The sequence below is a fragment of the Streptomyces sp. NPDC017991 genome (assembly GCF_044328075.1).
Taxonomy (GTDB): domain Bacteria; phylum Actinomycetota; class Actinomycetes; order Streptomycetales; family Streptomycetaceae; genus Streptomyces.
Window position 1 is genome coordinate 1 of sequence record NZ_JBIRGP010000030.1, and the last position, 22,196, is coordinate 22,196.

A 22,196-nucleotide genomic window follows, 5' to 3' on the forward strand; every position below is an offset into this window, starting at 1 on the left:
ACAGCAGTCACCCTTGGCCCGCTGCTCCTTCCGCGGCACCGAAGCAAACACATCAGCCACGAACAACGTCAACGTCGCCCGAACACACTCCACTTGGCGAGGCCAGGCTCAAGGACCTGCACGTGACGGTCGCTGCGCTGCTGGTCGCGCATGGCCGCAACGTCGGCTACGCGTTTGGTCATCGGCGGGACCGACGAGCTGAAGTACGGCAGGCTGTCCCACGTCGACCAGACGTATCTGCGGCTGGCCACCTACCGGTCCGCGAACGCCACCCTCATCGAGCACCAAGCGTCCATCGGCCTCGCGCAGGTGTGGGGCGGCGGCGGGCTGGTTGCTGCCGTGGAGGGCATGCGGTTCGTCGTCCTCGTCCCCTCGGCGTCCCCCGCCCCAACCAAGTACTTCGGGCGCCGGGGCGGCGCGACGTGGCTGAACATGATCAACGACCAGGCGGTGGGGCTCGGCGGGAAGGTGGTGGCCGGCACCCCGCGCGACTCCCTGTACGTGCCCGATGTCCTCTATGACGGGGAAGGCGGTAAGCGCCCGGAGACGATCGTCACGGCCACCGCCTCGTATAGCGACATCGTCTCTGGAGTCCTCACACTCGCCGGGTTCGCGTACGCGCCGCAGCTGGCGGACCTGCCGGACCTGAAGATGTGGCGTATCGACCGCACCGCCGACTATGGCGCCTTCACCGACGCGGCCCGCGGCCGGATCGACCTCGCCCGCATCGAGCGGCAAGGGGAGGACATCCTGCGGATCATCGGCTCCCACCACACCGGCGTCGTGCGCGCGTACGGCGTGATTCGGATGCTGTCGAGGGACGGGCGACCTCCCCTGTTGGGGGACGCGATCGCGCACTACGGGCGGATCGCCAAGTCTTCGCGTCCTGCGGCTGGCCGACGAGCCTGGCTGCCACCGCCAGATCAAGGCGCAGGCCAACCTCCAGGACCTCTGCAGATCTCCAGCCGTTCGTCTGCTCGCCACCGGGCCCATTTCACTGGGCGTCGCCGTGTGAACTGCCTGGACCCGAAGGGGCCGGGCCTGTCTGTCGGGGCGAATGAGCTAACGTCTTCTTCTGTGCCCGCTGTGGCGCACAACGCGAGGGGACCATGTCGAGAAAGCGAATCGTGGCGGTCGTCGTTGCCGCGATCGCCGCTGCGGGGATAGGGGTGCTCGCGGTCCTGCCCGCTTCGAGCACCGCGACATTGCCGGTGACCGACTATCAGGCGGAGGGCGACGCAACTTACCTCATCGACGCAAGCGCCACCGTCCTTACCCGCGTCGGCGTGGACGGCGTCAACACCGACTCTTAGGGCAGGCAGGTGACACCGTCGGACGCCGAGGCCGACGCCCGCGCCCTCGGTCTGAGCGCCGACCTGCTGATTGGCAACTTCAGTGAGCCTCTGGGCGGCTTCGACGAGGTCGCGGCTCACCGGATGCTATCCAGCAGCGCCCGCATCAACGCACTCGTCTCGTCACTGAGCAGCGCGGTCACTTCGCAGGGGTGGGCTCTGCAGGCCCGTGACACCGCAGGGCTGACACAATTTGCGACGGCCCTCAAGAAGGCACTGCCTGTTGGCAAGACCGTCGGCATCGACATCACCCTCTACACCTCGCTCGACGGATTCGCGCAGAACGGCTACGACCTGACTGCCCTGGGTCGGACCGTCGACACCGTGGCACTCATGGCGTATGACGAGCACGGTTGGGGCGATTCCGGCCCCGGACCGGTCGGCGAGCTGTCCTGGCAGGAGGAGGTAAGGGCATCCATGGTCTGGCCATCTGGAACCTGGGATTGTCGGACACCATCACGTCCTGACCACGGGCCCTGGTGGCCAGCGTAGCCTTCACAGTCGCGGAAGTCGGTGCTCGCCGGGATGCAGCGACGGCCGCCCAGGATCAGAGGGTCGTACGGCTGGTCGGCCGGCCGCGGCCAGCGCCCTGACGCTGTTCGGCCCTGCCGGAAGCCTCTCAAGGGTGTGCGTCCGCGGCAGCACCCGTCACGAGACGGGCCGCGGCGATCACCATGCGGGTACCCACGTTCACTACGACCTGCAATCTCGGTGAGAAGTGGTAGTTGCGGCTGGACGGTCAGGTTGGCGCGCTGGTACACCGCGGCCATCAGCATTCACTCGGCCAGCAGTGAACTCCACGGCTGACCCGGTAGCAACCGTTCCCGCCTCAGTCATGTACGGCCCGTAAGGCCCCGCGGGCGGCGTCACCTGGAGCCCGGTGAACGTCTCCACCCACACCCGCTCAGCCGTCGACACCCCAGCCCTTCCAAAGAAACGCCCGGAACACGGCCTGTGCGTCACATGAGGCAACAGTCCGTGATGTACACGAGAATAAGTACACCAGAGCCGGAGATTGTTAGCAAAGCCAGTGGAATAGATGGCCGAGGCGGACTTTTGCCTTAAAGCCATGAACCCCAGCCGTCCTGTAAACGTAATGCAGGTAAGAACGACGATGGAACCCGAAGGAGGCAGTACATGTCGGAAGGCGAACAGGAAGAGCACGACCATTTTTCTGTGGTCTACAACCTGATCATGGCCGCTTGGGGAAGTCAGGCGGTAAGGGCGATCGCCGCATTGTCGGTGGCCGAGCATCTGGACAGTGGGCCGCTTTCCGCCCAAGATATAGCACAGCGCGAGTTGAGTGATCCGGACATGACTCATCGGGTAATGCGAGCGGGGGTTGCCCTGGGTCTGCTCACCTACGACGCCGACCGGGGAACCTTCTCGCCGACCCCGCTGCTCGAAGTACTCCACGAAAATTCCCCCACCTCCCTCAAGTACTACGCTCAAGCCGCTATCGGGCCGGCATTCTGGCTCCCCGCGGTACTACTGCCGGAAACGGTCGCGGCGGGATCCAACCACACGGTGCAGGCACTTGGATCGAATGTCTTCGAGTACCTCGGTAAGAATCCCGCAGAAGCGCAGATGTTCAGCGCTGCGATGGCCGAACTCTCAGCGCCTGTGATTCGCGAGGCCGCGTCCGTCATCGCTGTCGGCACGGCCAGGACCGTCCTCGATGTCGGAGGCGCGCACGGCGCGTTCGTGAGCGAACTGGTGCAGCGCAATCCGCAGCTGGCCGGCTCAGTCCTGGAGCTTCCCCATGTCGCGACAACCGTGGAAGACCAGGCACGGCAACGCGGTCTGGAAGCTCGGATCACGGGCATCGCGGGGGACTTCTTCGATGCGGTGCCTGCTGCCGACATCTACCTCCTCAAGCATGTGCTGCACGATTGGGACGACGCGTCATGCCGCTCGATCCTGTCGAACATACGCAGTTCCATGCGCCCGGGAGCCCGGCTGTTCGTCGTCGAGATGCTGGTCACCGGCAAAGGCGCGAGTTTAGGTGCCGCTCTGATGGATATGGCGATGCTGTTCGCGACGACGGGACAGGAGCGCGATATCTCCCAGTTCAACACCCTGCTCACCGCTTCAGGGCTGCGTCTGACCCAGTCCGTTCCCATCCGGTCGCCGTACTATGTCATGGAGGCCGAAGCCCTCTGAGTAGGATTGACGGCAAGAAGCCCCGGGCATTCATGGCCGGAGCTTCGCCACGTGTCGCGGTCGGCCGTGAGCGGAACCCGGGAAGATACACAAAAGGATTTTGTCCGTCGGACAAGCGACCGGAAAGCCGGGTCCCAGTGCGAATGCTCCAGAGCCTGCCCGATCTGGCCGACCTGGTGGCCGGTCGATGGCTTCGGGCAGCTATACCATGAATGGGGCGAGCGTAGCGATTAGGGCCTCGGGATGCTCGTCAGCGATGTAGTGGCCCCTGCCGGCGATCATCGCTTCTTGTACCGCGGGCACGACGGGTTGCAGTGTCCGGGCCAGATAGCCCGCCACGCTGTGCCCACCGCCCACTGCTAGCACCGGCATGTTCAGGACGCCTCCCGCCTCGCCCCAGGCCCGGTTGACCTGCCCGTCCTGGAGCAGGGTCCGGTAGTGCTCGAAGCCGCCGCGCAAGGCGTCCGGGTCCCGCAGGGAGGCGGCAATGATGTCGATCTCTTCCGGTGGGAACGCCCCGGAATTGACGGCCATCCTCGCGAACCACCGCTGGAGGAAAGCCTGTTCATTGCCCCGGAACAGCAGTTCCGGGGCCTTCGGTGTCATGAAGAGCCCGCCCGAAGCCGGGTCCATGATCTATTCCAGGCCGTATCCGGGTACGGCCAGATCCACGAGGGCCAGCTTGTACAGCTGCTCGGGGCAGAGACGGGCGTAGGAGAAGGCGACCATGCCGCCGATGTCGTGCCCGACCATGCGCACCGGACCGGTCAGGCCCAAAACTTGGAGCAGTTCGTGAACGTCGCGCGCTTGGTTGTCCTTGTCGTAGCCGGCTTCCGCGACTGCGGAATCCCCGGTACCGCGCAAATCCGGGGCCACGACGGTGTAGCTCAGGTCTGCGAGGGGTTGCAGCATGTGACGCCACTCCCGCCAGGTCTGCGGCCAGCCGTGCAGCAGCACGACGGGCTGACCCGCACCGCCCGTGACGGTGTGGATCAGGGTGCCGTTGACCTCGCGGACGACCCGGGTGAACCCCTGGGGGAGTTCGCCCGTGCCGGACGGCACGTCCGGATTCTGCGGTGTGGTGGCAATCACTGGTCCTCGGATGTACCCGCCGAAGTCGTCGGCTTACAGGGATATCGAACAGGGCACTGTCACTCACCGTGTCGAAGACGGGGAACGCCAACGGGTGCAGGGCGTCGGCGACGGCGAACCCGACAGGCGTGCTGGCCGCGCGGGCGGCTTTGGTGGCGCGCTCGCCGCGGGCACGAAGTCGATCCCGGTCGCGGCGTGCCCTCGTCCACTGGCAGCAGGACGTTGGTGCCGTCACCGCGTCCGACGTTGAGCACGGTGTCCGAAATCAAGCCGGATCTCGCGGCGCCGGTGATGCTCGGCTGCGCTTGGCCGATGATTCAGGGCGTGAGCCCGCTGGAGTAGGCGTTTCGAATTGGGCAGGGCAGGAAAGGCAGAAACCCTTTGGCTGCGCCCGGGTAAGAGCCCCGGGCCCGGTCTAGGCGTGCGGTGTCGCTAGCGTGTCTCGCCTGCGTGCTCGGCGATCGCGGCGAGCACGGTGATGAACGCGTGGCGGGCCTCGGCGGGCACATGGGCGAGGACGTATTCGCGGGCCACCTCGACGTGGAACGCGGACGCGGTGCCCGCGGTGGCAAGTCCCTCTTCGGTCAGCTTTGCCAGCGCGGCGCGGCCATCGGTGGCGTCGCGCTCGCGTCGGCACCACCCGCGGGTGGCCATGCTGTCCACCACGCGGCTGACGCGGCTGGCGGACAGACCGGTGACCGCGGCGAGATCGCTGATCCGCAGCGTGTGCTGCGGGTTGTCGCGCAACGCGTCGAGCACCGAGAACTCGGTCATGGTCAAGCCTGTGGACCGCAGCATGATGCTGTCCACGGTGCGGGGGAGCCGCTGAACCACCCGGCCGAGGCTGCGCCAGACCGTCTCCTCCTCGACCGAGAGCCGCTCGGCCGGGGCCGGGGCGGTGCCGCGCGGGCTGATCGGATCGTTCATGGTGCTCGTGTCCTCTGCCAGTGGGGTGCTCGGGTCTCGTGCTCCCCGGATGAACCGCATGTGGCCATTCGGGGCCGTCGATTGCGTCATGCTACGTCGCGGACCGGGCGCGGCTCAGCCCGCGTCGTAGTGCTGCAGGACGGTGCTGAAGGTGATCGTCGGCGGGGCGGCGAACACACTGCCGACCATCGCTTCCACCACGTCCTTCCCGGTGGCCCCGGCGGCGTGTTCGTCCAGGGCGGCCTGGTCGGTGAAGGAACTGAAGATGCCGTAGGTGAGCTCGTCGATCTTGACGACGAAGAAAGCGGTGGTGCCCGGCTCGTCGCGCATGATCGCGCGGGAGTGGGTGAAGAACTGCTCGGCCTGCTCGGTCTGGCCCGGCAGCGCGGTGAGGTTGGCCCATACGGACAACTCGGTCATGGGATTCTCCTTGCAAGGGTTTTGGCGGGAGCGGGTACTAGCGGGTGACTACAGCCGCTACGTCGAAGTAGTGCGGCCGGAAACCGGCGACCCCATTCCAGTACTGGCCGTCGTCGGTGAAGCCCGGCCGGTCCAGCAGCTTCCCGAACCCGTCGAAGTCCGACCACAGCCCGAAGTTGAGCACGCGGTGCCCGTCGAGGCTGCGATGGAAATTCACCGCGAGCAGGCCGGGGGTACCCATCGACTTCAAGGCGGACTCGCGCGCGAGTTCCAGCAGCCTTTCCTGGTTCTCCGGAGCGACGGTGAAGACACCGAAGTGGGCTTTTGGCGTCCGAGCCAGGGAGACCTCGCTGAACGGGTCGGGTGCACTGAAATCGACGGTGAAGGTGCCACCGACGATCCGGTCCAGCTCCGGCACGGCGGGCGCGATCGACCACTCGGGGAGCATCTCGGCGGGCGGGTTGGCGGTGGTCTCCCACTGGCTGTAGAGCACGATGTCACCCTTCTGCCCGGCCAGCAGCACCCCGCCGACGAAACCGTCGGTCTTACTCAGCTCCTGCTCCAGCCGAGCCGCCGCGGCGACGACCTCCGACCGTGCCGTCTGCGGCTCCATACCGGCGACAGGCGGGTAGGTGACGGTGGACATGTCCTCCACCGGTCCGGCGGGCCGGTTCGGATCGGCCGGGGCGAACCGCTCGATCGCGGTCACCACCGCGGCTCCGGCGCGGACCTGCACGGTTCCTGGGGCTGGCTGCGGAGTGGTCATGATGGCTCCCTTATTTGCTGACGGCGACAGAACTGACAGTACATATAAGTGCGTGCGCGCGCAAATAAATGACTTACAGTGTACATGTGGAGGCGAAGGGTAGTTTTGCGCGAGGACACCGCACGCGGCCTTGGGATTGCGGTCGGCGTGAGAGATATGCGTTCCAGTTCCTTCTGGCGCATGGAAATCTGTGCGCGGTTCATGGCCTTGACCAGTCCGGCTCCGGCTGCGTCGGCGGTGCTGATCGCCGTTGTGCTCTGGCGTGCATCCCGAATGGCGGGTCAGGGCGCTGGCGGAGCCGCTTTGGGCGATGACCTCTCGGAGCCCGGCAGGGCAGCACGACAGTCAGCCGGAGCCGGGGTCGCGCGACCGGACTTGAGCTTGCGTAAGGCATCCAGCTGCTCACCCGCACCCGGCACACACCAAGGCATCAAGCTCCGCAGAATCGCGTAATTCCCGGAGCCCTGGTGTCGTGAGACGGGTGGGGTCAGCTCGTTGCGAGCCTTGACCCTGGATCCTGAACACGTCTATGCGGCTCGTAGCAGGGGAGTCGCTGTTGCTTGAAGGTCCTTCTCGTAGGCGATCGGAGAGGCGTTGACGGAGGGCAGCAGGTTGGCCTCGGTAGCCAGCGGCAGCGGCGCGAGCACTCGGGTGGAGTCTGCGGCGGCCGAGGCCGAGAGCGGCAGGGCAAGGAGAGCGGTGGCCGCGAGGCCGCGCAACACGGTGAAGGACATACCGCGTTGCTACCGGCCGCACTGCGTCGGCGGCGGGGAACAGGGCGAGCAGCACCCAACAGGCGCGACCGTCATACCGGTGCTCGGGCAATTGCATGGCCCGTCAGGGACCCGGGAGTGGCGGGTCCTGCCGTCGAGGAGACAGCAGGATCCTGCGGCGGGGGTGTCCACCTGGGGGAGCGGCAGGGTCCGGACGAACAGGGTGCACCGCGAATGACTGTAGACAGACAGCGACGGCCGGTCGCTTGCATCCGTCAGCTACAACAGGGCCGCGTCGAGACAGAAGCAGCTCGTGCACGACCACGAGGACGCCGCCCCGTCGAGTCCAAGCCGGGGGGAAGTACCGCAGCCACACAGGTGACGGGCTAGCTCTCGGGAACAGCCGCTTTTGGGGCACCGAGAGCGACCGCCTCAGCCCCGCGCCCGGCAGCCGCACAGGGAGCAGAGCGCGCCTCGCAGGAGTCGGTCTGGCGCTTCGAAAGTGAGCTTCAGTGGCCTGCGGCAAGCTGCACAGTCGCAGGCATAGCCGCTGACCAGAACGTAGACGATCGCAGCGAACAGGGTCTCATCAGGCGCGTCCCGCCACCCTACGGTCGCAGTCTGGACGTCGGGATCAACGGCTCCGCGATCCCCCACGGCTCATCCGGAACAATCCAACTCCACGTACCTCGCCCCCATACATGGCACAACGAGCGATCACCCACAGGACACGGTCTTGTATGACCTGAGCACCATCCGGGCCAGGGCTCGATACGGGTCCCCGGACTCCCTCACATCGAGCCGACTTACGCGGCGTTCACCAGAATCAACGAAGCAAGTACCGCCCTGCCGGCCACGCGCACCGCACGGGGCCAGCAGAGCTTGAGCGGCGACCGCAAGGCACGAGGGAGCAGGGAACCGCCTACAGCTCAACGTGCCCCGAAGATATCCAGGCCAATTGCCGTGCCGCTGCATGCCGACCGCGGCTGCCCGAACCGTGACACACCTGCAAGGAATGGCGCCAGACGCCAAATTTCCGGCTCATTTCATACACACGTGACATTTCGTGCTCGACTTGAACCCGATGACAAGCAATTTCGTCATGAGAGTAGAAAGAGCAGCTATGACCTAAAGAGGGCAAATGTCAAATATCAGTCGCCGAAAAGTACTTGGTGTCGGCGTGGCGGCTACAGCCGCTGGTCTTGCCGGCTGCGGTCGGATCATACCCGCGCGGGACGCCGGAAGGAACTCAAAAGAGACGCAGCCACGGCCGTCACCCAAGCTGATCGGTGACGGCTCAACCTCCTTCACCGGCAAGCAGCCTCACCAACCGCATGCCCCCGAACCGCTGCGCCCCGGACAGGCGCCCCCGCAGTTCATCGTGTTTTCCTGGGACGGTGCCGGTGACGTCGGCGACGGCACATTCACAAGGTTTCTGGATCTAGCCGAAGAACACGACGCATCCATGACCTTCTTCCTCTCCGGACTGTACCTGCTTCCCGAGTCGAAGAAGATGCTGTACAACCCACCCAATAACCCGAAAGGCGCTTCCGATATCGGCTACCTGACTGACGCACACATCAGAACGACCCTGAAAAATATCCGTCGAGCATGGCTCGAAGGGCATGAGATCGGCACACATTTCAACGGGCACTTTTGTGCAGGGTCAGGGTCCGTGCGGAATTGGACGGCAGACCAGTGGCGCAGTGAGATAGACCAGGCGAAATCTTTTGTTAAAGAGTGGCGGACCAACACGGGATGGAACGATCTACCCCCTCTCCCATTTGACTATGAAAAGGAGCTCGTGGGGGGCCGAACGCCATGTCTGCTCGGCCAGGGAAATTTGCTACCCACAGCGCGAGAAGCTGGTTGGCGCTACGACGCCTCATCGTCGGGAGGAACACAGATTTGGCCCTCCAGAAGGCAGGGCATCTGGGATCTCCCACTGCAGCAAATACCTTTCCCTGGACATTCGTTCGAAGTCCTCTCCATGGACTACAATCTGATGGCCAACCAATCAGTCAACGCGACCCAGGGACCACGTTACAACTACCCGAACTGGAAGGCCCAATCCATCCAGGCGTATACACAAGGATTCCAACGCGCGTACGAGACGAATCGTGCTCCCTTCTTTGTAGGCAATCATTTCGAACATTGGAATGACGGCATCTACATGGACGCGGTGGAGGAGGTTGTCAGATACATCTCAGCAGAAAAAGAGAAAGGGAAGGACGTCAGGATGGTGTCCTTCCGTCAGTTCGTCGACTGGATCGACGCCCAGGAACCAGCGAAGTTGGCCAAACTGCGCACTTTGGGGGTCGGACAGGCGCCCTCAGAAGGCTGGAAGGCGTTCCTTGCCTGAACTGTGTGCCACCGGCAGTCAACCGGACCGATGGCTTCCCGCGTCTCGACCCATGAGGTCCGGCCACCCGCTGGCTGGCACTCAGTCGAATAGACGACCGGTCTAATGTGCGCTATTGTCGACGACACGTCAGATGCCGCACTCCAGCCGGCCGGCCTCGGAACAACTCGGGACTTCTCGGCGCGCACGCGTCACCGACATCGTGCTACCGAGGGAACAAGGGGACGCCGATGGAAGGCGCGCACCTGACATGAAGCGATCCCAGTTGCGGTTCCGCTGCGGGGGTCCACTTCGGTCCGGCACGCCCTCAAGCTGAACGACGGGTCCATGGAGAAAGCCCACCGGTGCCCGATCTGGGTTCATCGGCCCTTACCTCACAGCCGACGGCCGAAAATCCAAAACCTTGCGCGTTCGCACTAGGAACACTAAGAAGGGGACAACAATGATCCACTCCCAGGGATACAAGATAGTGAAGGATCTGTACGATGCCTACCATGAGGGTGATTTGGTTGCCTTCTATAAGGATCTTTCTGCCGAGCTCACGTGGATCGAATGCGAAGGCTTTCCCGCTGCCGGAGTGTTTCGGAACAAGGAAGAGATCGTCGACAACGTCTTCAGCGTCCTGGCCCGAGACTGGAGCCGATGGGACTACCAGCTTGAGCAGCTCATCGATGCCGGCGAATACATCGTCGCCGTAGGAACCTACCGAGGAACCCACGGAACGACAGTCAAGTCCTTCAGCGCCAGAGCCGCACACGTATGGCAGGTCACCGATGGAAAGATCACTCGGTTCGAACAGTTCGCAGACACGCACCTCATGCAGAATGCTGCAACCGCTTAGGTTTCCTGCGAAGCACATTCTTCGAACGTGAGGGGCTCGTTGCCCCTGATAGTTGATCAAGCACCGAGGCATGGTGGCCGCGCCGCCATTCCAGGACCGTCTCGGTAGCCTCTTGCCCAGGGCGTCGGCACGGAGCAGGCCTGTGTAGGCAGCGACCTTCTGGTTACAGGCAACGGCGAGTACGCAACTGACTTGCCGTTGCTCCAGCGTGGTCCACAGGCGCTCGTCGCCCTCGAAACGTCGTCACCGGCTACTGAGGACGCGGGGATGTCGACGTCCTATTCCCCAGCCGTAGTTCGTGATCTCGATCGTGAGGGGCGCCGAGGAGGCAGCTGGCAGCGTCGATCATCTGGACGAGAACCGACCACGCTGTCGCGGGCGTTCATTTCCTTCTCCGCCTACCGGAGTCCGCCGAGACGGAGGGCGTTCTCGATCTCGCCGAGTTTCGCGGAGGACAGGGCGCCCGCCCGCTCGATCAGGTCGTCCCCGGACACGGTGGTCAGCCACGTGCAAGGGGTAAAGCCCGGACGCGGAAAAGCGAACCGAAGCACGCCGTCAAAGGGCAATCCTTCCATGGCGCCTACTAGCCACTTCGACGCCCAGACCGGTGGTGTCGACACCCGCCCGAGCGACGACCTGCATCACCCGGATCCCGGACGCGTCGTCTCCCGACAACAGCACGACCGGCCGCCGCTCGTCGAACTCCGCCCACCAGACTTCGCCACGTTGCACATGTCCCCCTGACACAGGACGGCGGCGGACGCTGCGCGACCCCGACGCGCTGTGGAGACGGGTGCGGCCGCCCGTTGGTCATCGGGGTGTGAAGACAAACGAGCACGCGGTGGCCGCAGGTAACAGCGTGGACCCTGCTCGCCGGCAGGAGGCGTTCGAGGGCCTGATGAGCCGGGTAGCGGGACGGTTCACACGGGTCGAACCCCGTTTCGGGGTCCGGAAGTTGGTGGTGCTCGGACTGCTGTCGGGCCTGCCGCGCAAGAGCTGCGGGACCATCGCCGAATGGGCCGGAAAGAGGACCCAGGACGGCATGCAGCATCTGCTGGCCCGGCGGGCCAAGTGGGACGCCGACCGGGTCCGCGACGATGTGTGTGACTACGTGGTGGACCACCTGCACGACGACCAGGCGGTACTGGTGGTCGACGAGACCGGGGACGTGAAGCAGGGCACCGGCGCGGTCGGCGTCCAGCGCCAGTGCACCGGCACCGCGGGCAGGATCGACAATGCCCAGGTCGCCGTCTACCTGGTCTACGCCGGCCGGCGCAGGCACGCGGCAGTGGGCCGGAACTGTACGTCCCGCGTTCATGGACCTCCGACCCTGACCGCTGCCGGGATGCCGGACTCGACCAGGACACCGCCTTCGCCACCAAGCCGGAACGGGCCACTCGTATGGTTGCCCGGTTCCTGGACGTCGGCCAGCGGGCCGCATGGATCGCCGGCGACGAGGTCTACGGCGGCAACCCCAGGCTGCGAACCACACTGGAGAAACCCGGCACCGGCTACGTCCTCGCGGTGGCCTGCTCGCACGAAGTCACCACCGGGGCAGAGAGGTTCCGTGCGGACACCCTGCCCAATGAAGGTGCCCGAGCGGGCCTGGCAGGAGCTCTCCGCAAGGGCCAGGGCCTTCTATCGTCTTCGAGGACGAGGCCGGATCCCCGATGACGCCGCCCCCCTCCCGCACCTGGGCCCGACGCGGGCACACGCCTGCGATCCGGGTGAGAGGGCGCTCTCAGCGCCGTCTCTGTATCGAAGTCTCGACCTGCTGCGGACCCGGTGAGCGTTCCCGGCTGGCCTTCAGGACCAAACCCGAACGGCACCTGACCCACCAACACGGCGGCCGACGCGGCTTCACCCGGACCGACTGCCGCGACCTTCTGATCACCCCACACCGGCAACTCGATGCCCCGCTCGTGCTCATCCGGGAGAACTGAGACCTATGGAGCGCCGCCCGGGGCCGGGGTCTGCCCCGTGGGACAGCTGGCCAGGATTGGACAGTCTCCTTCCATCTGCCGCCCTACGCACATGGTCTCAACCCGGTCGAAGGTGTCCGGTCGCTGACCCGCCGCGTGGGCTGGAACAACATCGCCTTCACCGACCCGGACACCTGATGCGCGTCCTGCCACGGACCCTCCACGAGATCCACTACCGCAGCGACGGCACCGACGGATGGCTTGCCGCAACCGGACTCACCCCGACGACACCCAGCCCGAAAGCCCAGGACTTGCAAACGTCAGCCCAGAAAGGACCTTTTGCCCAGAGTTGCGCGACTCTGGAGAGGAGGGCGGGGCGAAGGGGCAGAGCATGAATCGGCCCCTCTCGTGCATGCCAGACGGTCGCGCACTGCGCGCGAAGCAGGTCCGGACAGATTGCCGTCTCTGCTTGTGCATCACACTCGTTCCCATCTGACCGACGGGAACCCCTGGTGCGTCCGTAGCCACTGAACTGCGGGAATCGTGCACGAACGGCAGTCTCCCGCATATTTCGCTGGGTGGCAGGGGAACCCCTGACCATCTCAGGACATCTACAACGCCAAGGCGCCCTCATAACAGTGCACGAGGGTCGTATGATCGCCCTTGTAGATTATGCGGCGGCCGCGCGCTGAAACAGCGTGGTCACCACGGATTCCAAGTGCTCGACCGTCCACCCATGGGGCCTACTTGAGGGAGGATCAGGGTGCCACGCCGCTCGCCCGTGCGCTGCGACGGGACAATGTCCCAGCGCACAGTGTCGGACTGGTCAGGTGTAAGTGCCGGCACGCTCAAAAACCTCGCCCGTATCGGTCTACTTCCGGAAGCGGATGCCCTGCGCCCTCACGATGTCGTGCTGGCGCGGGTAGCGGCAGCACTGGGCGCGACGCGCTCCACGAACCGCGTCGCCCAACCCGATGCGCGCACAGCCGAAGCACTCAAGCGGGACTGGGAAGCCATCCAGGTCGTTACTGAACTGCTTCTCAACGCCACCTTCGTAGCGCCTGACACCGCAGAAGGACAAGCAGTCAGTCCTGACGCGGCGGCATCTGACCTCGAAAATCGCGTGAACGCCCGGACACGCCTCGTGGCGCTGCCTACCCGCGTTCAACTTCTCACCCACGACTACGACTTGCTCAGGCTCAGCGAGGAAGCCATGGCTACTCGGGCTCCGTTCCAGGTGCTACCCGTAGGGGTCTGGTACCAGGAGCTGCTGAAAAAACTTCGGGCGCAGACTCCGGCCGAGGAGGCGCCCGTGGCGGCCTGACACACGAAACGACACCCGACTACCTGCCGCAAACAGGAGTGGATGCCGTTCCGAACAGGTTGGTAACCTCTTTCGCTGCCTGTCAGGTTACCAGCCACAACGCCGGGGTGTCTGAGCCTCGGCCGCCCATGTCTTACTGACAAATCGGCTGAAACTGGTAATCCATGATCATCCCCATTCAAGGGGCTAGTCATCCGCATCGGGCAACGTTCCACGCCCCGATGGCGAGCTGCTTGCAGGCACGTTGTTGTGCACCGTCAACAAGCGACGTCTCCTCTCGGCGACGCCCCGACCCCGCAAGTGGTCCCACGCCAGCCGCCTTCCTCGCCACGGCGCCTGAGTCAGGTAACGAGCAAGGCGTCTTCAGCGACTTGCCGGCCTTGCAAAACCGTCGTGTGGTCTCAGGAACTCCTCATTCCTGAGACCACACGACTCCACACCAAGGGCCCCTAGCCGAAGGCCCTCGAACAAGAAGGAGGTACCGCCCACCCCGACCCACAACTGGATACCGACCATCACGTCCGACTTCGCTGCCAGGCACACCGGACGGTGATGGGGGTTTGCCATCACTTCCTCTTGAGGAGCAAATCATAACTACCCACCAGAGGCACGGCACAGTCATGCCTCGAACAAACCCCTTCAAACCGCTTGATTCAGGGACTTATTATCCTATATCCCGACCGCAGAAACCTCTCTACAAGGTGGAAAACAACGTAAAAGCGGCATCGCCCAGCATGCGGCAGGTACCGGTAACCCCAGCGCGCCCGCTGAGCTTGAGCCCGCGCATCAGGGCCAAGTTGCTGTCCGCGATCAGCACCCTGCTGTCGGACCCCCGACTGTCCGACCAGACGCACGCCGTACAACTCGCTGCCGTCGTGCTGGTGGCCAAGGCCAATTACCCGTCGTGCCAGGTCCTCATCACGGCGCGTGAACTCGGCCGATGGCTGGGCATCTCAGAGTCGGCCATCGCCCATGATGTGCTGCCGCTGCTCGTACGGTCCACGCTCCTCAGCACACGAGTCGTGACCGCTGACAACGGGCGTACCACTGGAGTGGAGTGCCGTGTTGCCCCGCTGTGGGCCGCACGATCTGCCCGGCAGGCACCGCTGTCCCTCTCCAAGGCCGAACTCTCGGTCCTCCTGCGTCTGACCGAGGCACTGTTTGCTCCGGGGTGGGTGAACAGTGCGACGGCTCCGGGGTTGCTGGCGAGTCGCCGGCACAAGGGTGCGGCAACGGACCGGCTGGCGCTGCTTCTGCTCACACTCCACTCTCGCGACGACGGCTCGGTGCCCCTTGTCGGAGGACCGGTGTGTGTCCGGCGTGGGCGGAGCGCCGCAACAGTCGCACGCATCCTGAAATGTTCGATCTCAGGCGGCAGCAAGGTCCTGAGCAGGCTGCGTAGCCTCGGTGTCCTCCAGACCCCGCTGCGCGGTGGGCAGGCCGGCGCAAGAGGCAAGCGCCTTCTCCTTCTCCCTGCCGTCGCTGTGCAGCAGACCAGCCCTGCACTTGTCAAAGGTCGCACCGGTAGAGTCCGCGGCAACCCGCTCCCCGATACTGCATCCGGAGATCTTGAACCTCTCTCTGGCGGAAAAGGCACTGGTCAGCAGCTTGACAGCGGTCCTCCCCATCCATGCGCACAGGTCGATCCCGCCCACCCCGATCCTGCACCCCTTCACACTGACCACGCTTCGGTGGCTGCGGTACCTCGGAATGTGCGGACTGGATCTGGCTTTTCCGGCTATGCCGATAACGGGAACCCGCCGTTGCCGCATCCCGCCCGCGAGCGCGAGGACAGATTCACGACGACCACGGCAGCTGCCACAGCCTCACGAGCAGGTGTCGTCGGACAGCCGTCCCCTCGGCTGCCCGACGACCTGGCCGAAGGATTGACGCCTGTCGGCACGTTGTGGGCTTCCATCCCTCGCGCCAGCACACGGCAGTGGCTGGCCAGGCTGGCCCGATGTGAGGTCTCGCGTATCGCAGGGCACGTCGGTCCGCAGGCGGCGCAACGGGTGCTGTCGGAGCGGCTTACGCGACGGCTGACCGAGCAGCTCCCTCACTCGGTGGTGGATGCGGCGGGTTGGTTGGTGAAACGAGGATTGCCACAGCGCCAGACGTGCTGGTCCCTCATGTGCGACGACGGCGTGCGCATCGACACCGGACACACATGTCAAAGCTGCGAAACACTCATGCACGACCTCAGAGCCCGCAGACGCGGCATCACGGAGCAGATTTTCTACGACCACCGGATTTCCTACGACCACAGCTCCGGGAAGCAGGCCGATCCCCGCTCCGACGGCGGCAAAGAAATGCGGTCCCGTTACCGTCTGACCATGCTCGATTCCCGCGCACCGGGATCACATACAGCCGCAGAACGGATGCGTAGGCAAGAGGCTCACGAGTTACGGCGACAGCGGGCAGTTGAACTGGAGGAAGCACACGCGGCCGCTCCATGTGCGGATTGCGGACTGGGCGACGCTGCAGGACTGTGCCTGCCCTGCACCGAAAACCGGGTGATGGAACGACACTTCGTCGAGGCGGTCAACGTCGCCGTCGCCACACGCTTCGACCCCGATGACGGCGCTGCGACTGTCTCGATGTGGGAAGAGTGCTGCCGCCTGACGCGAAAGGCTCTCGACGAGCGCCTCCGTCAGTTGGAGCAAGCGGGCCTGCCTTCCGAAGTAGTGGCTTTCACGGGCCGCTGCTTGGTGCAGGGGCTGCTTGCCAGCCGCCGTGCCTCCGCTCTGGCACACCTCGCCGAGATCGAGAACAGCGGACAGAATCTTTGGTTGGCCGGCTCGGCCGTACCAAGTGAGCGACGACCTTCCCGTGCACGGGAAGGAGCCGTCAATACACCAGCGGCAGGCAAGGCCGTCGGCCCACGGGCCTGCGAACGGAAGCTGGCCCACCTGCTCGCGCAACTCCGCTCGCTCCGCTCTCTGGCACCGCGATCGCAGCGCGTGCGCAAGCAACTGCAATGAGGTGTATGTGCAATGCGAGCCTGTCCGCAGGATCGCCGCCGCAATTCGGAAAGCCAAGACGTGACCGACCTCACTATCCTGGGCGATCAATGCCTTCCGGCAGGAGATCTGACCGGACCGTATCCTCTTCCCTGTCCATTTTTTGTCGGGCCACATATGGTGATCATGGGCGAGTGAGTGAGGGGTCGGCCGTCGGTCTTTTTTCCGGCAGGCGCTGAAGTTCGGGTCTAGGATTTATTCTCCATTTAGACAATTCAAACGATTTGAACCGCCTTGCGCAATATCAGGCAGAATTGCGTGAAGTCCACCCAGGAAGCGATGACCAGATCATTTCGTTCGTGCCGCCCCGTAGTGACGTCTCCCATGGGAAGGTAAAGCGCCTGTCACGTGCATTCTTGCCGGAGCAGCATTACTGTCGGCTGCAGAATTTGATCTCTCCGGTGACCGCTCAGCCTCTTGACGAGGCCCGAGGTATGTCTGTGGAACCCCACGGCGGTCGCTTGCGTGTTACTAGAGTGATTGCAATGAAAGCAACCGAGACACCCTGCGTTCGCTTCTCCCTCCTAGGGCCAGTCAGAGCATGGTGGGGTGACGAAGAATTAGATCTTGGGTCGCCCCAGCAACGCGTGGTGCTGGCCGCGCTCCTGCTGCGGCGCGGCCGTCTCGTGACACTGAGTGAGATGATCGACGCCGTATGGGGCGAGCATCCTCCGTCAGCCGCCGTCTCCGTTCTTCGCACATACGTGTCGCGGCTGCGGAAAGCCCTCGCGCAGGAGGGCACATCGCTCATCACATCGGCCACGGACGGATACGTGCTCGATCTGCCAGAGGGATATCTGGATCTCGATGTGTTCGAACAGCGCGTCACAGAAGCGAAGTCGCAGGCCAACAGCCACCGTTCGGCAGCGGCAGCACTGCTGCATGAAGCGCTTCACCTCTTCGAGGGAACACCTCTCGCAGGACTGCCCGGCCCCATGGCCGAGGCCGAGCGCTCCCGCCTCACCGAGAAGCGACTCAACGCGGTGGAGGACCGTCTGCTTCTGGATCTCCAGCTCGGACGGCATCATGACGTGATCGCCGAACTGGTTGTGTTGACGGGCAGTCATCCACTGCGGGAACGCTTGTGGCAGTTGCTGATGCTGTCGCTCTACCGGTCCGAGCGGCCGGCTGAAGCGCTCGCCACCTATCGGCGTGCCCGAGGGGTGCTGGCGACCGAGCTGGGCGTGGATCCCGGCGCGGCCCTGCGCGAGATGCACGACCGCATTCTCTCGGCCGACCCGTCGTTGATCGAATCGCCGGCTGCGGGCGAGGCAAGCAATGCAGTCGAGCAGGAGCCACCAGCGGCTGTTCATCATCTGGCCAGACCCGCTCAGCTTCCTGCTGATTCTGCTGCCTTCGTCGGCTGCACGGCGGAGCTGAACCAGATGCGCGCGGTCTTACGTGCCCAAAGTGAACAGTCGGGCACACCCATGATCTACGCGATGGCAGGCATGGCAGGCGTCGGGAAGTCGACACTCGCAGTCCATTGGGCGCATGAGATCGCTCACCGGTTCCCCGACGGCCAGCTCTATCTCAACCTGCGGGGATTCGATCCGACAGGTCCAATAATGCCGTCGGAGGAAGCTGTGCGGACCTTCCTCGACGCGCTCGGAGTGCCCGCGCAACGTACACCAGTCGGACATGACGCCCAAGTGGGCATGTACCGTAGTCTACTCGCCAGCAAAAAGATCCTGATCGTCTTGGACAACGCGCACGACAGCGCTCAGGTCCGGCCACTACTACCGGTGACCTTTGGCTGCGCGGCCATTGTGACGAGCCGTAAACGCCTGCCAGGTCTGGTCGTCAACGAGGGCGCGCACGCACTTTCGTTGAGTCCCCTTGAGAAGACCGAAGCCCACGACTTCCTGGTACGACGTCTTGGCGAGACACGTATCTCGGCGGCGGAACCAGAAGCGACGAACGAACTCGTCGAGCGCTGCGCGGGGCTGCCACTCGCGCTCGCCATTGTTGCCGCGCGTGCTGCTGCCCACCCGCACTTCTCGCTCAGCAGCATCGCCGAAGACCTGAAGGTCCGGCACGACAGCCTCGATCCCTTTGCCTGCGATGATCTCAGCATCGACGTACGGACCATCTTCTCCTGGTCGTACGACTCGCTTACCGAGCCCGCCTCGCGGCTGTTCCGTCTTCTCGGACTCGCATCGGGACCCGATATCTCAGTACCTGCCGCGGCTGCCCTGACCGGGCTGCCGGTGCGTGAAACCCTCGGTCTGCTGGCCGAGCTCACGAACACCCACCTGCTGGTGGAGTATGTGCCAGGCCGCTACAAGCTGCACGACCTACTGCGGATCTTTGCTACCGAGGGTGAAGGCCGCAACGAGAACGAGGAAGAACGGGAACGAGCGATCACGCGCCTGCTGTCCTGGTACGTGCATACCGCGGATGCCGCTTATCCCCTCCTGATGCCGATCAGGCGACGGGTGCCGCTCCAGCCTTTGCCCGCGGCCTGTCAGCCGCTGGAGTTCGCCTCTTACGACGACGCCATGAAGTGGTGTGACGCCGAGCGGCCCAACCTGGTCGCAGCGACCCACCAAGCTGCCGCGAGCGGGCTGCACGGCCTTGCGTGGCGCCTGCCTGCCACCCTGTGGGGGTTCTTCTATCTGCGAAGCCACACCCGCGACTGGCTCGATACCGCGCGGGCAGGTCTTGAAGCGGCCCGCGCGAGCCAGGACGTCCAAGGCCAGGCCTGGGCCCTCGGGGACGTGGCCGCATCGCTCGCCATGGTGCACCGGTACGACGAGGCCATCGACTGCCGGATGCAGTCCATGGTCCTGTTCAGGAAACTCGGGGACGGGATCGGCCGAGCTCATGCCCTGGGCAACCTGGGCCACCTCTATCTGGAAACGAATCACCTCTCCAAGGCGATCGAGTACACGCGCCGAGGACTGGCTCTCGATCGGTGTCTGGGCAGCCTCTGGGCCGAGGGAATCTCGCTTCTCAACCTCGCTGAGGCCTACCAGCGTCTTGAGCGCTTCGAGGAAGCGATCAAGCACCTCGAAGAGGCGATGACGGTCCTGCGGAAGACGGGTAACCGCTGGGTCGAGGGGATCACACTTGACACGCTTGGGACCGTGCACCAGCGGCTGAGCCACCACGACGACTCGATCACGTACTACTACCAAGCGATCGAGGCGCACCGAGAAGTCAGCAACCGGTCGGGAGAAGGTGCCACTCTCAGCCGTCTGGGGGACGCCTATCAGACTGTCGGCGAGTCCGAGGCAGCCCTGTCCAGTTGGCGCCAGGCGCTCGCCATCTACGAAGATCTCGCTCACCCGGACGCCGTGACGATCATGGACCGGCTTCGCCGCCTCGGAGAGGTGTCACCGAAAGCCCCGAACTCCTTGCCGGAGCGGTAGACGTCACTCTCCGCCGCTTCGATACGTGCCATCTGCACAGCAGGATCGTGCCTGTGCAGGATGGCTACATCGGCTGTAGGGGCATACCGGTGGCGGGCCCCTGCCGTCGGGACGCGTACCGGCGTGCCTTCCCGTCAGGCCGCCGGCCGGTCCCATCGCTCCGGGGAGACACCGGTCTTCGGATCAGCCGTCTGGGGGGCGCCGAAGGTAAGGCGCAGAGCCCGTATCGCGTGGAACAGACGTGACTTGACAGTGCCCGGTGCGATGCTGAGCACGAGCGCGACCTCGCGTGTCGACCTGCCGTTGTAGTACGTCTCATACAGCACTTCGCGGTGTTTGTACGAGAGCGTCTCGAACGCCTTCTGCAGGACCATGGACGAGAGCACCCGGTCAACCTCGTCGGAAGAGGCCGCCACCTCGCCGAGCCAGACATTGCCGTCCACCTCCTGCGGACGGGCCGCGCGCATCCGGTAGTCGTCGACGACATAGTTGCGAGCCACCCGGAACAGCCATGGCCGCAAGTGCCGCTGGTCGTCCAGCCGTTGGGTGCGCCAGCAACGCAGCAGCACTTCCTGCACGACGTCTTCGGCTTTGTGCCGGTCACCGCCCAACAGCCTCAGTACGTAACTGTAGAGGTCCCCGACATGTTCCTGGCACAGGGTGTGCATCGCCTGTTCCCGGGTACCTTCAGTCGCGCCCGCCGAGCCCATCACGGTCCAGCTCATTCTCGTACTCCCTCGTTCCTTGCCCTGTGGGGGCCGGGTCTCGGGCCGGGTATGCCGTCCCGAGAACCGGGAGTGTCACGAGAGGTGTTCTACGTTGGATTGACGGATGCTTGACGAGGTGCTTGACGCGGTTACCGAATCGGGACACATGCGGTCGTCCGACGTCTCCGCGTGGGCAGCCATCTTTGCTCACTATGGCCTCTGAGCTGCGCTTATGCTTTCAGCTGTCGCTCGGTGTAGGGCTCACATGTGTATCACTGAGGGCACGTACACGGGTATTGAGCTGTCGCAGCATCGCAATATCCTGCGGACTGGAAACCTGCTCTTGCGCGATCTCCTCCCACAGCGCGGACAGCGCACGACCCTGGTCGAGGGCGAAGGGAATGTCGTCGCCGACGCGCTGCCAGGCGGCCGTGGCCCGCACCAGTTCGTCCCGGACCCGGGGGTCGGACCTGCGGTGGCGGATCCTCGCGAGTTTGAGCCAGGTGGCTGACGACAGCAGGTGGTTGCTGCTCTTATGGGCGACAAATGCCTCCAGCGAGAGGGCTTCCAGCGCGTACGGGTGCTCCGTACCGAAGTTGCGGACGGCATGCTGCCTCAGCCGGAACGCGAGCGCGGTAGCCCGCTCCAGCGCGCCGGCATCCACCGACCGGATGGTGAGGTCGACCAACGCGGCGAGTTCCTCAGGAACCGCGGCAGCCGTGACGGCCGTCCTGTGCGGCGGGTCCGCGGCCTGGCCCGGTGAGATGTCGGCCGGTGGCAGCCGCAGCGACATCGTGGCGTCGGTGAACCCTGAGGAAGGAGCGGAAGGCGAAGGCACGGTCACCGTATGCGGCACAGGCTCCGGAAGAGGGGTGCCCGTTGAGGGGCGCTCGTCCGAAGGATCGGTCAGCACGCGGCTCGATCCGTCGGGAGCCACCTCGACGGGGATGCTCCCGCCTTCTGTCTCATCGAGAATCACAGCCGTCACGGACCGGTTCAATGACTGCGCGTGATGGTGCAGCACATCCAGTACAGCGGCTTGTACCGGCTGTCCTTCGGGTACTTGCAGAGGCTTGCCCTCCATCAGTGCGCTGCCGTCAGCGTGAATCCTGACTCTGAACAGAGACGACGAAGGCGGTCCGACCTTTACCGGCGAGGACTTGCTCCGGGGAGTGACTCTGCTGAACACCTACATCCTCCTCGTTGTCTTCAA

At 64.6% G+C, this 22,196-nt stretch carries 16 protein-coding genes and 4 pseudogenes; 10 read left to right on the top strand and 10 right to left on the bottom strand.

Annotated elements, in window-relative coordinates; genetic code table 11:
- Nucleotides 1–95: 95 nt before the first annotated feature.
- From ACH4DZ_RS43760 to ACH4DZ_RS43775, 4 genes and pseudogenes are all read left to right on the top strand, one after another.
- Nucleotides 96–949: pseudogene (locus ACH4DZ_RS43760) on the top strand (Tn3 family transposase); the annotation flags it as partial.
- A gap of 178 nt (nt 950–1,127) precedes the next feature.
- Nucleotides 1,128–1,313, top strand: coding sequence for a hypothetical protein (locus tag ACH4DZ_RS43765; protein ID WP_398295262.1), 186 nt, complete (start codon nt 1,128–1,130; stop codon nt 1,311–1,313).
- A gap of 9 nt (nt 1,314–1,322) precedes the next feature.
- Nucleotides 1,323–1,844 carry a hypothetical protein gene (locus tag ACH4DZ_RS43770; protein WP_398295263.1) on the top strand — a complete coding sequence of 174 codons (522 nt, stop codon included), beginning with the start codon at nt 1,323–1,325 and terminating at the stop codon, nt 1,842–1,844.
- Between the two features lie 645 nt (nt 1,845–2,489).
- Nucleotides 2,490–3,515, top strand: a complete 1,026-nt coding sequence (locus ACH4DZ_RS43775) for a methyltransferase (protein WP_398295264.1) — start codon at nt 2,490–2,492, stop codon at nt 3,513–3,515.
- A 201-nt stretch (nt 3,516–3,716) separates the two neighbouring features.
- Here ACH4DZ_RS43775 and ACH4DZ_RS43780 read toward each other — a convergent pair whose 3' ends face one another.
- The 7 genes and pseudogenes from ACH4DZ_RS43780 to ACH4DZ_RS43810 all read right to left on the bottom strand — a co-directional run.
- Nucleotides 3,717–4,148 carry an alpha/beta fold hydrolase gene (locus ACH4DZ_RS43780; RefSeq protein ID WP_398295265.1) on the bottom strand — a complete coding sequence of 144 codons (432 nt, stop codon included), beginning with the start codon at nt 4,146–4,148 and terminating at the stop codon, nt 3,717–3,719.
- Nucleotides 4,149–4,151: 3 nt separating this feature from the next.
- Nucleotides 4,152–4,577 carry an alpha/beta fold hydrolase gene (locus ACH4DZ_RS43785; protein WP_398295266.1) on the bottom strand — a complete coding sequence of 142 codons (426 nt, stop codon included), beginning with the start codon at nt 4,575–4,577 and terminating at the stop codon, nt 4,152–4,154.
- A 462-nt stretch (nt 4,578–5,039) separates the two neighbouring features.
- On the bottom strand, nt 5,040–5,534 hold the full coding sequence (locus tag ACH4DZ_RS43790; protein WP_398295268.1) for a MarR family winged helix-turn-helix transcriptional regulator: 495 nt from the start codon (nt 5,532–5,534) through the stop codon (nt 5,040–5,042).
- 114 nt (nt 5,535–5,648) lie between these two features.
- A complete protein-coding gene (locus ACH4DZ_RS43795) occupies nt 5,649–5,954 on the bottom strand; it encodes a putative quinol monooxygenase (protein WP_398295270.1) in 306 nt (101 codons plus the stop codon).
- A 37-nt stretch (nt 5,955–5,991) separates the two neighbouring features.
- Nucleotides 5,992–6,720, bottom strand: a complete 729-nt coding sequence (locus tag ACH4DZ_RS43800) for a hypothetical protein (RefSeq protein WP_398295272.1) — start codon at nt 6,718–6,720, stop codon at nt 5,992–5,994.
- Between the two features lie 527 nt (nt 6,721–7,247).
- Nucleotides 7,248–7,454, bottom strand: a complete 207-nt coding sequence (locus ACH4DZ_RS43805; RefSeq protein ID WP_398295274.1) for a hypothetical protein — start codon at nt 7,452–7,454, stop codon at nt 7,248–7,250.
- A gap of 519 nt (nt 7,455–7,973) precedes the next feature.
- A pseudogene (locus ACH4DZ_RS43810) lies at nt 7,974–8,143 on the bottom strand (IS5/IS1182 family transposase); the annotation flags it as partial.
- Between the two features lie 431 nt (nt 8,144–8,574).
- Here ACH4DZ_RS43810 and ACH4DZ_RS43815 point away from each other — a divergent pair.
- The gene (locus tag ACH4DZ_RS43815) at nt 8,575–9,795 is read left to right on the top strand and encodes a hypothetical protein (protein ID WP_398295276.1); all 1,221 of its coding nucleotides are present in this window, start codon (nt 8,575–8,577) and stop codon (nt 9,793–9,795) included.
- Nucleotides 9,796–10,237: 442 nt separating this feature from the next.
- Nucleotides 10,238–10,636 (top strand): nuclear transport factor 2 family protein, encoded by a 399-nt coding sequence (locus ACH4DZ_RS43820; protein ID WP_398295278.1) that lies wholly within the window; start codon nt 10,238–10,240, stop codon nt 10,634–10,636.
- Between the two features lie 407 nt (nt 10,637–11,043).
- On the opposite strand, the pseudogene ACH4DZ_RS43825 reads toward ACH4DZ_RS43820, so the two are convergent.
- Nucleotides 11,044–11,368 (bottom strand): annotated as a pseudogene (locus tag ACH4DZ_RS43825) (type II toxin-antitoxin system PemK/MazF family toxin); the annotation flags it as partial.
- Between the two features lie 166 nt (nt 11,369–11,534).
- Here ACH4DZ_RS43825 and ACH4DZ_RS43830 point away from each other — a divergent pair.
- The 4 genes and pseudogenes from ACH4DZ_RS43830 to ACH4DZ_RS43845 form a co-directional block, all read left to right on the top strand.
- Nucleotides 11,535–12,272 (top strand): annotated as a pseudogene (locus ACH4DZ_RS43830) (IS701 family transposase); the annotation flags it as partial.
- 1,085 nt (nt 12,273–13,357) lie between these two features.
- Nucleotides 13,358–13,882 (top strand): hypothetical protein, encoded by a 525-nt coding sequence (locus ACH4DZ_RS43835; protein ID WP_398295280.1) that lies wholly within the window; start codon nt 13,358–13,360, stop codon nt 13,880–13,882.
- A gap of 701 nt (nt 13,883–14,583) precedes the next feature.
- Complete coding sequence (locus ACH4DZ_RS43840; protein ID WP_398295282.1) at nt 14,584–16,863, top strand: hypothetical protein; 2,280 nt, start codon at nt 14,584–14,586, stop codon at nt 16,861–16,863.
- Nucleotides 16,864–17,387: 524 nt separating this feature from the next.
- Nucleotides 17,388–20,276: an AfsR/SARP family transcriptional regulator gene (locus tag ACH4DZ_RS43845; protein WP_398295284.1), complete on the top strand. Its 2,889-nt coding sequence runs from the start codon at nt 17,388–17,390 to the stop codon at nt 20,274–20,276.
- Nucleotides 20,277–20,410: 134 nt separating this feature from the next.
- On the opposite strand, the gene ACH4DZ_RS43850 is transcribed toward ACH4DZ_RS43845, so the two are convergent.
- Nucleotides 20,411–21,001 (bottom strand): sigma-70 family RNA polymerase sigma factor, encoded by a 591-nt coding sequence (locus ACH4DZ_RS43850; RefSeq protein WP_398295285.1) that lies wholly within the window; start codon nt 20,999–21,001, stop codon nt 20,411–20,413.
- 220 nt (nt 21,002–21,221) lie between these two features.
- Nucleotides 21,222–22,172 carry a hypothetical protein gene (locus ACH4DZ_RS43855; protein WP_398295287.1) on the bottom strand — a complete coding sequence of 317 codons (951 nt, stop codon included), beginning with the start codon at nt 22,170–22,172 and terminating at the stop codon, nt 21,222–21,224.
- Nucleotides 22,173–22,196 lie beyond the last annotated feature (24 nt).

Excerpts from the sequence above, each read along its gene's own strand:
- ACH4DZ_RS43775 (WP_398295264.1), top strand. The coding sequence starts at position 2,490 with ATGTCGGAAGGCGAACAGGAAGAGCACGACCATTTTTCTGTGGTCTAC.
- ACH4DZ_RS43780 (WP_398295265.1), bottom strand. The coding sequence starts at position 4,148 with ATGGACCCGGCTTCGGGCGGGCTCTTCATGACACCGAAGGCCCCGGAA.
- ACH4DZ_RS43790 (WP_398295268.1), bottom strand. The coding sequence starts at position 5,534 with ATGAACGATCCGATCAGCCCGCGCGGCACCGCCCCGGCCCCGGCCGAG.
- ACH4DZ_RS43795 (WP_398295270.1), bottom strand. The coding sequence starts at position 5,954 with ATGACCGAGTTGTCCGTATGGGCCAACCTCACCGCGCTGCCGGGCCAG.
- ACH4DZ_RS43800 (WP_398295272.1), bottom strand. The coding sequence starts at position 6,720 with ATGACCACTCCGCAGCCAGCCCCAGGAACCGTGCAGGTCCGCGCCGGA.
- ACH4DZ_RS43805 (WP_398295274.1), bottom strand. The coding sequence starts at position 7,454 with ATGTCCTTCACCGTGTTGCGCGGCCTCGCGGCCACCGCTCTCCTTGCC.
- ACH4DZ_RS43815 (WP_398295276.1), top strand. The coding sequence starts at position 8,575 with ATGTCAAATATCAGTCGCCGAAAAGTACTTGGTGTCGGCGTGGCGGCT.
- ACH4DZ_RS43820 (WP_398295278.1), top strand. The coding sequence starts at position 10,238 with ATGATCCACTCCCAGGGATACAAGATAGTGAAGGATCTGTACGATGCC.
- ACH4DZ_RS43835 (WP_398295280.1), top strand. The coding sequence starts at position 13,358 with ATGTCCCAGCGCACAGTGTCGGACTGGTCAGGTGTAAGTGCCGGCACG.
- ACH4DZ_RS43845 (WP_398295284.1), top strand. The coding sequence starts at position 17,388 with ATGAAAGCAACCGAGACACCCTGCGTTCGCTTCTCCCTCCTAGGGCCA.
- ACH4DZ_RS43850 (WP_398295285.1), bottom strand. The coding sequence starts at position 21,001 with ATGAGCTGGACCGTGATGGGCTCGGCGGGCGCGACTGAAGGTACCCGG.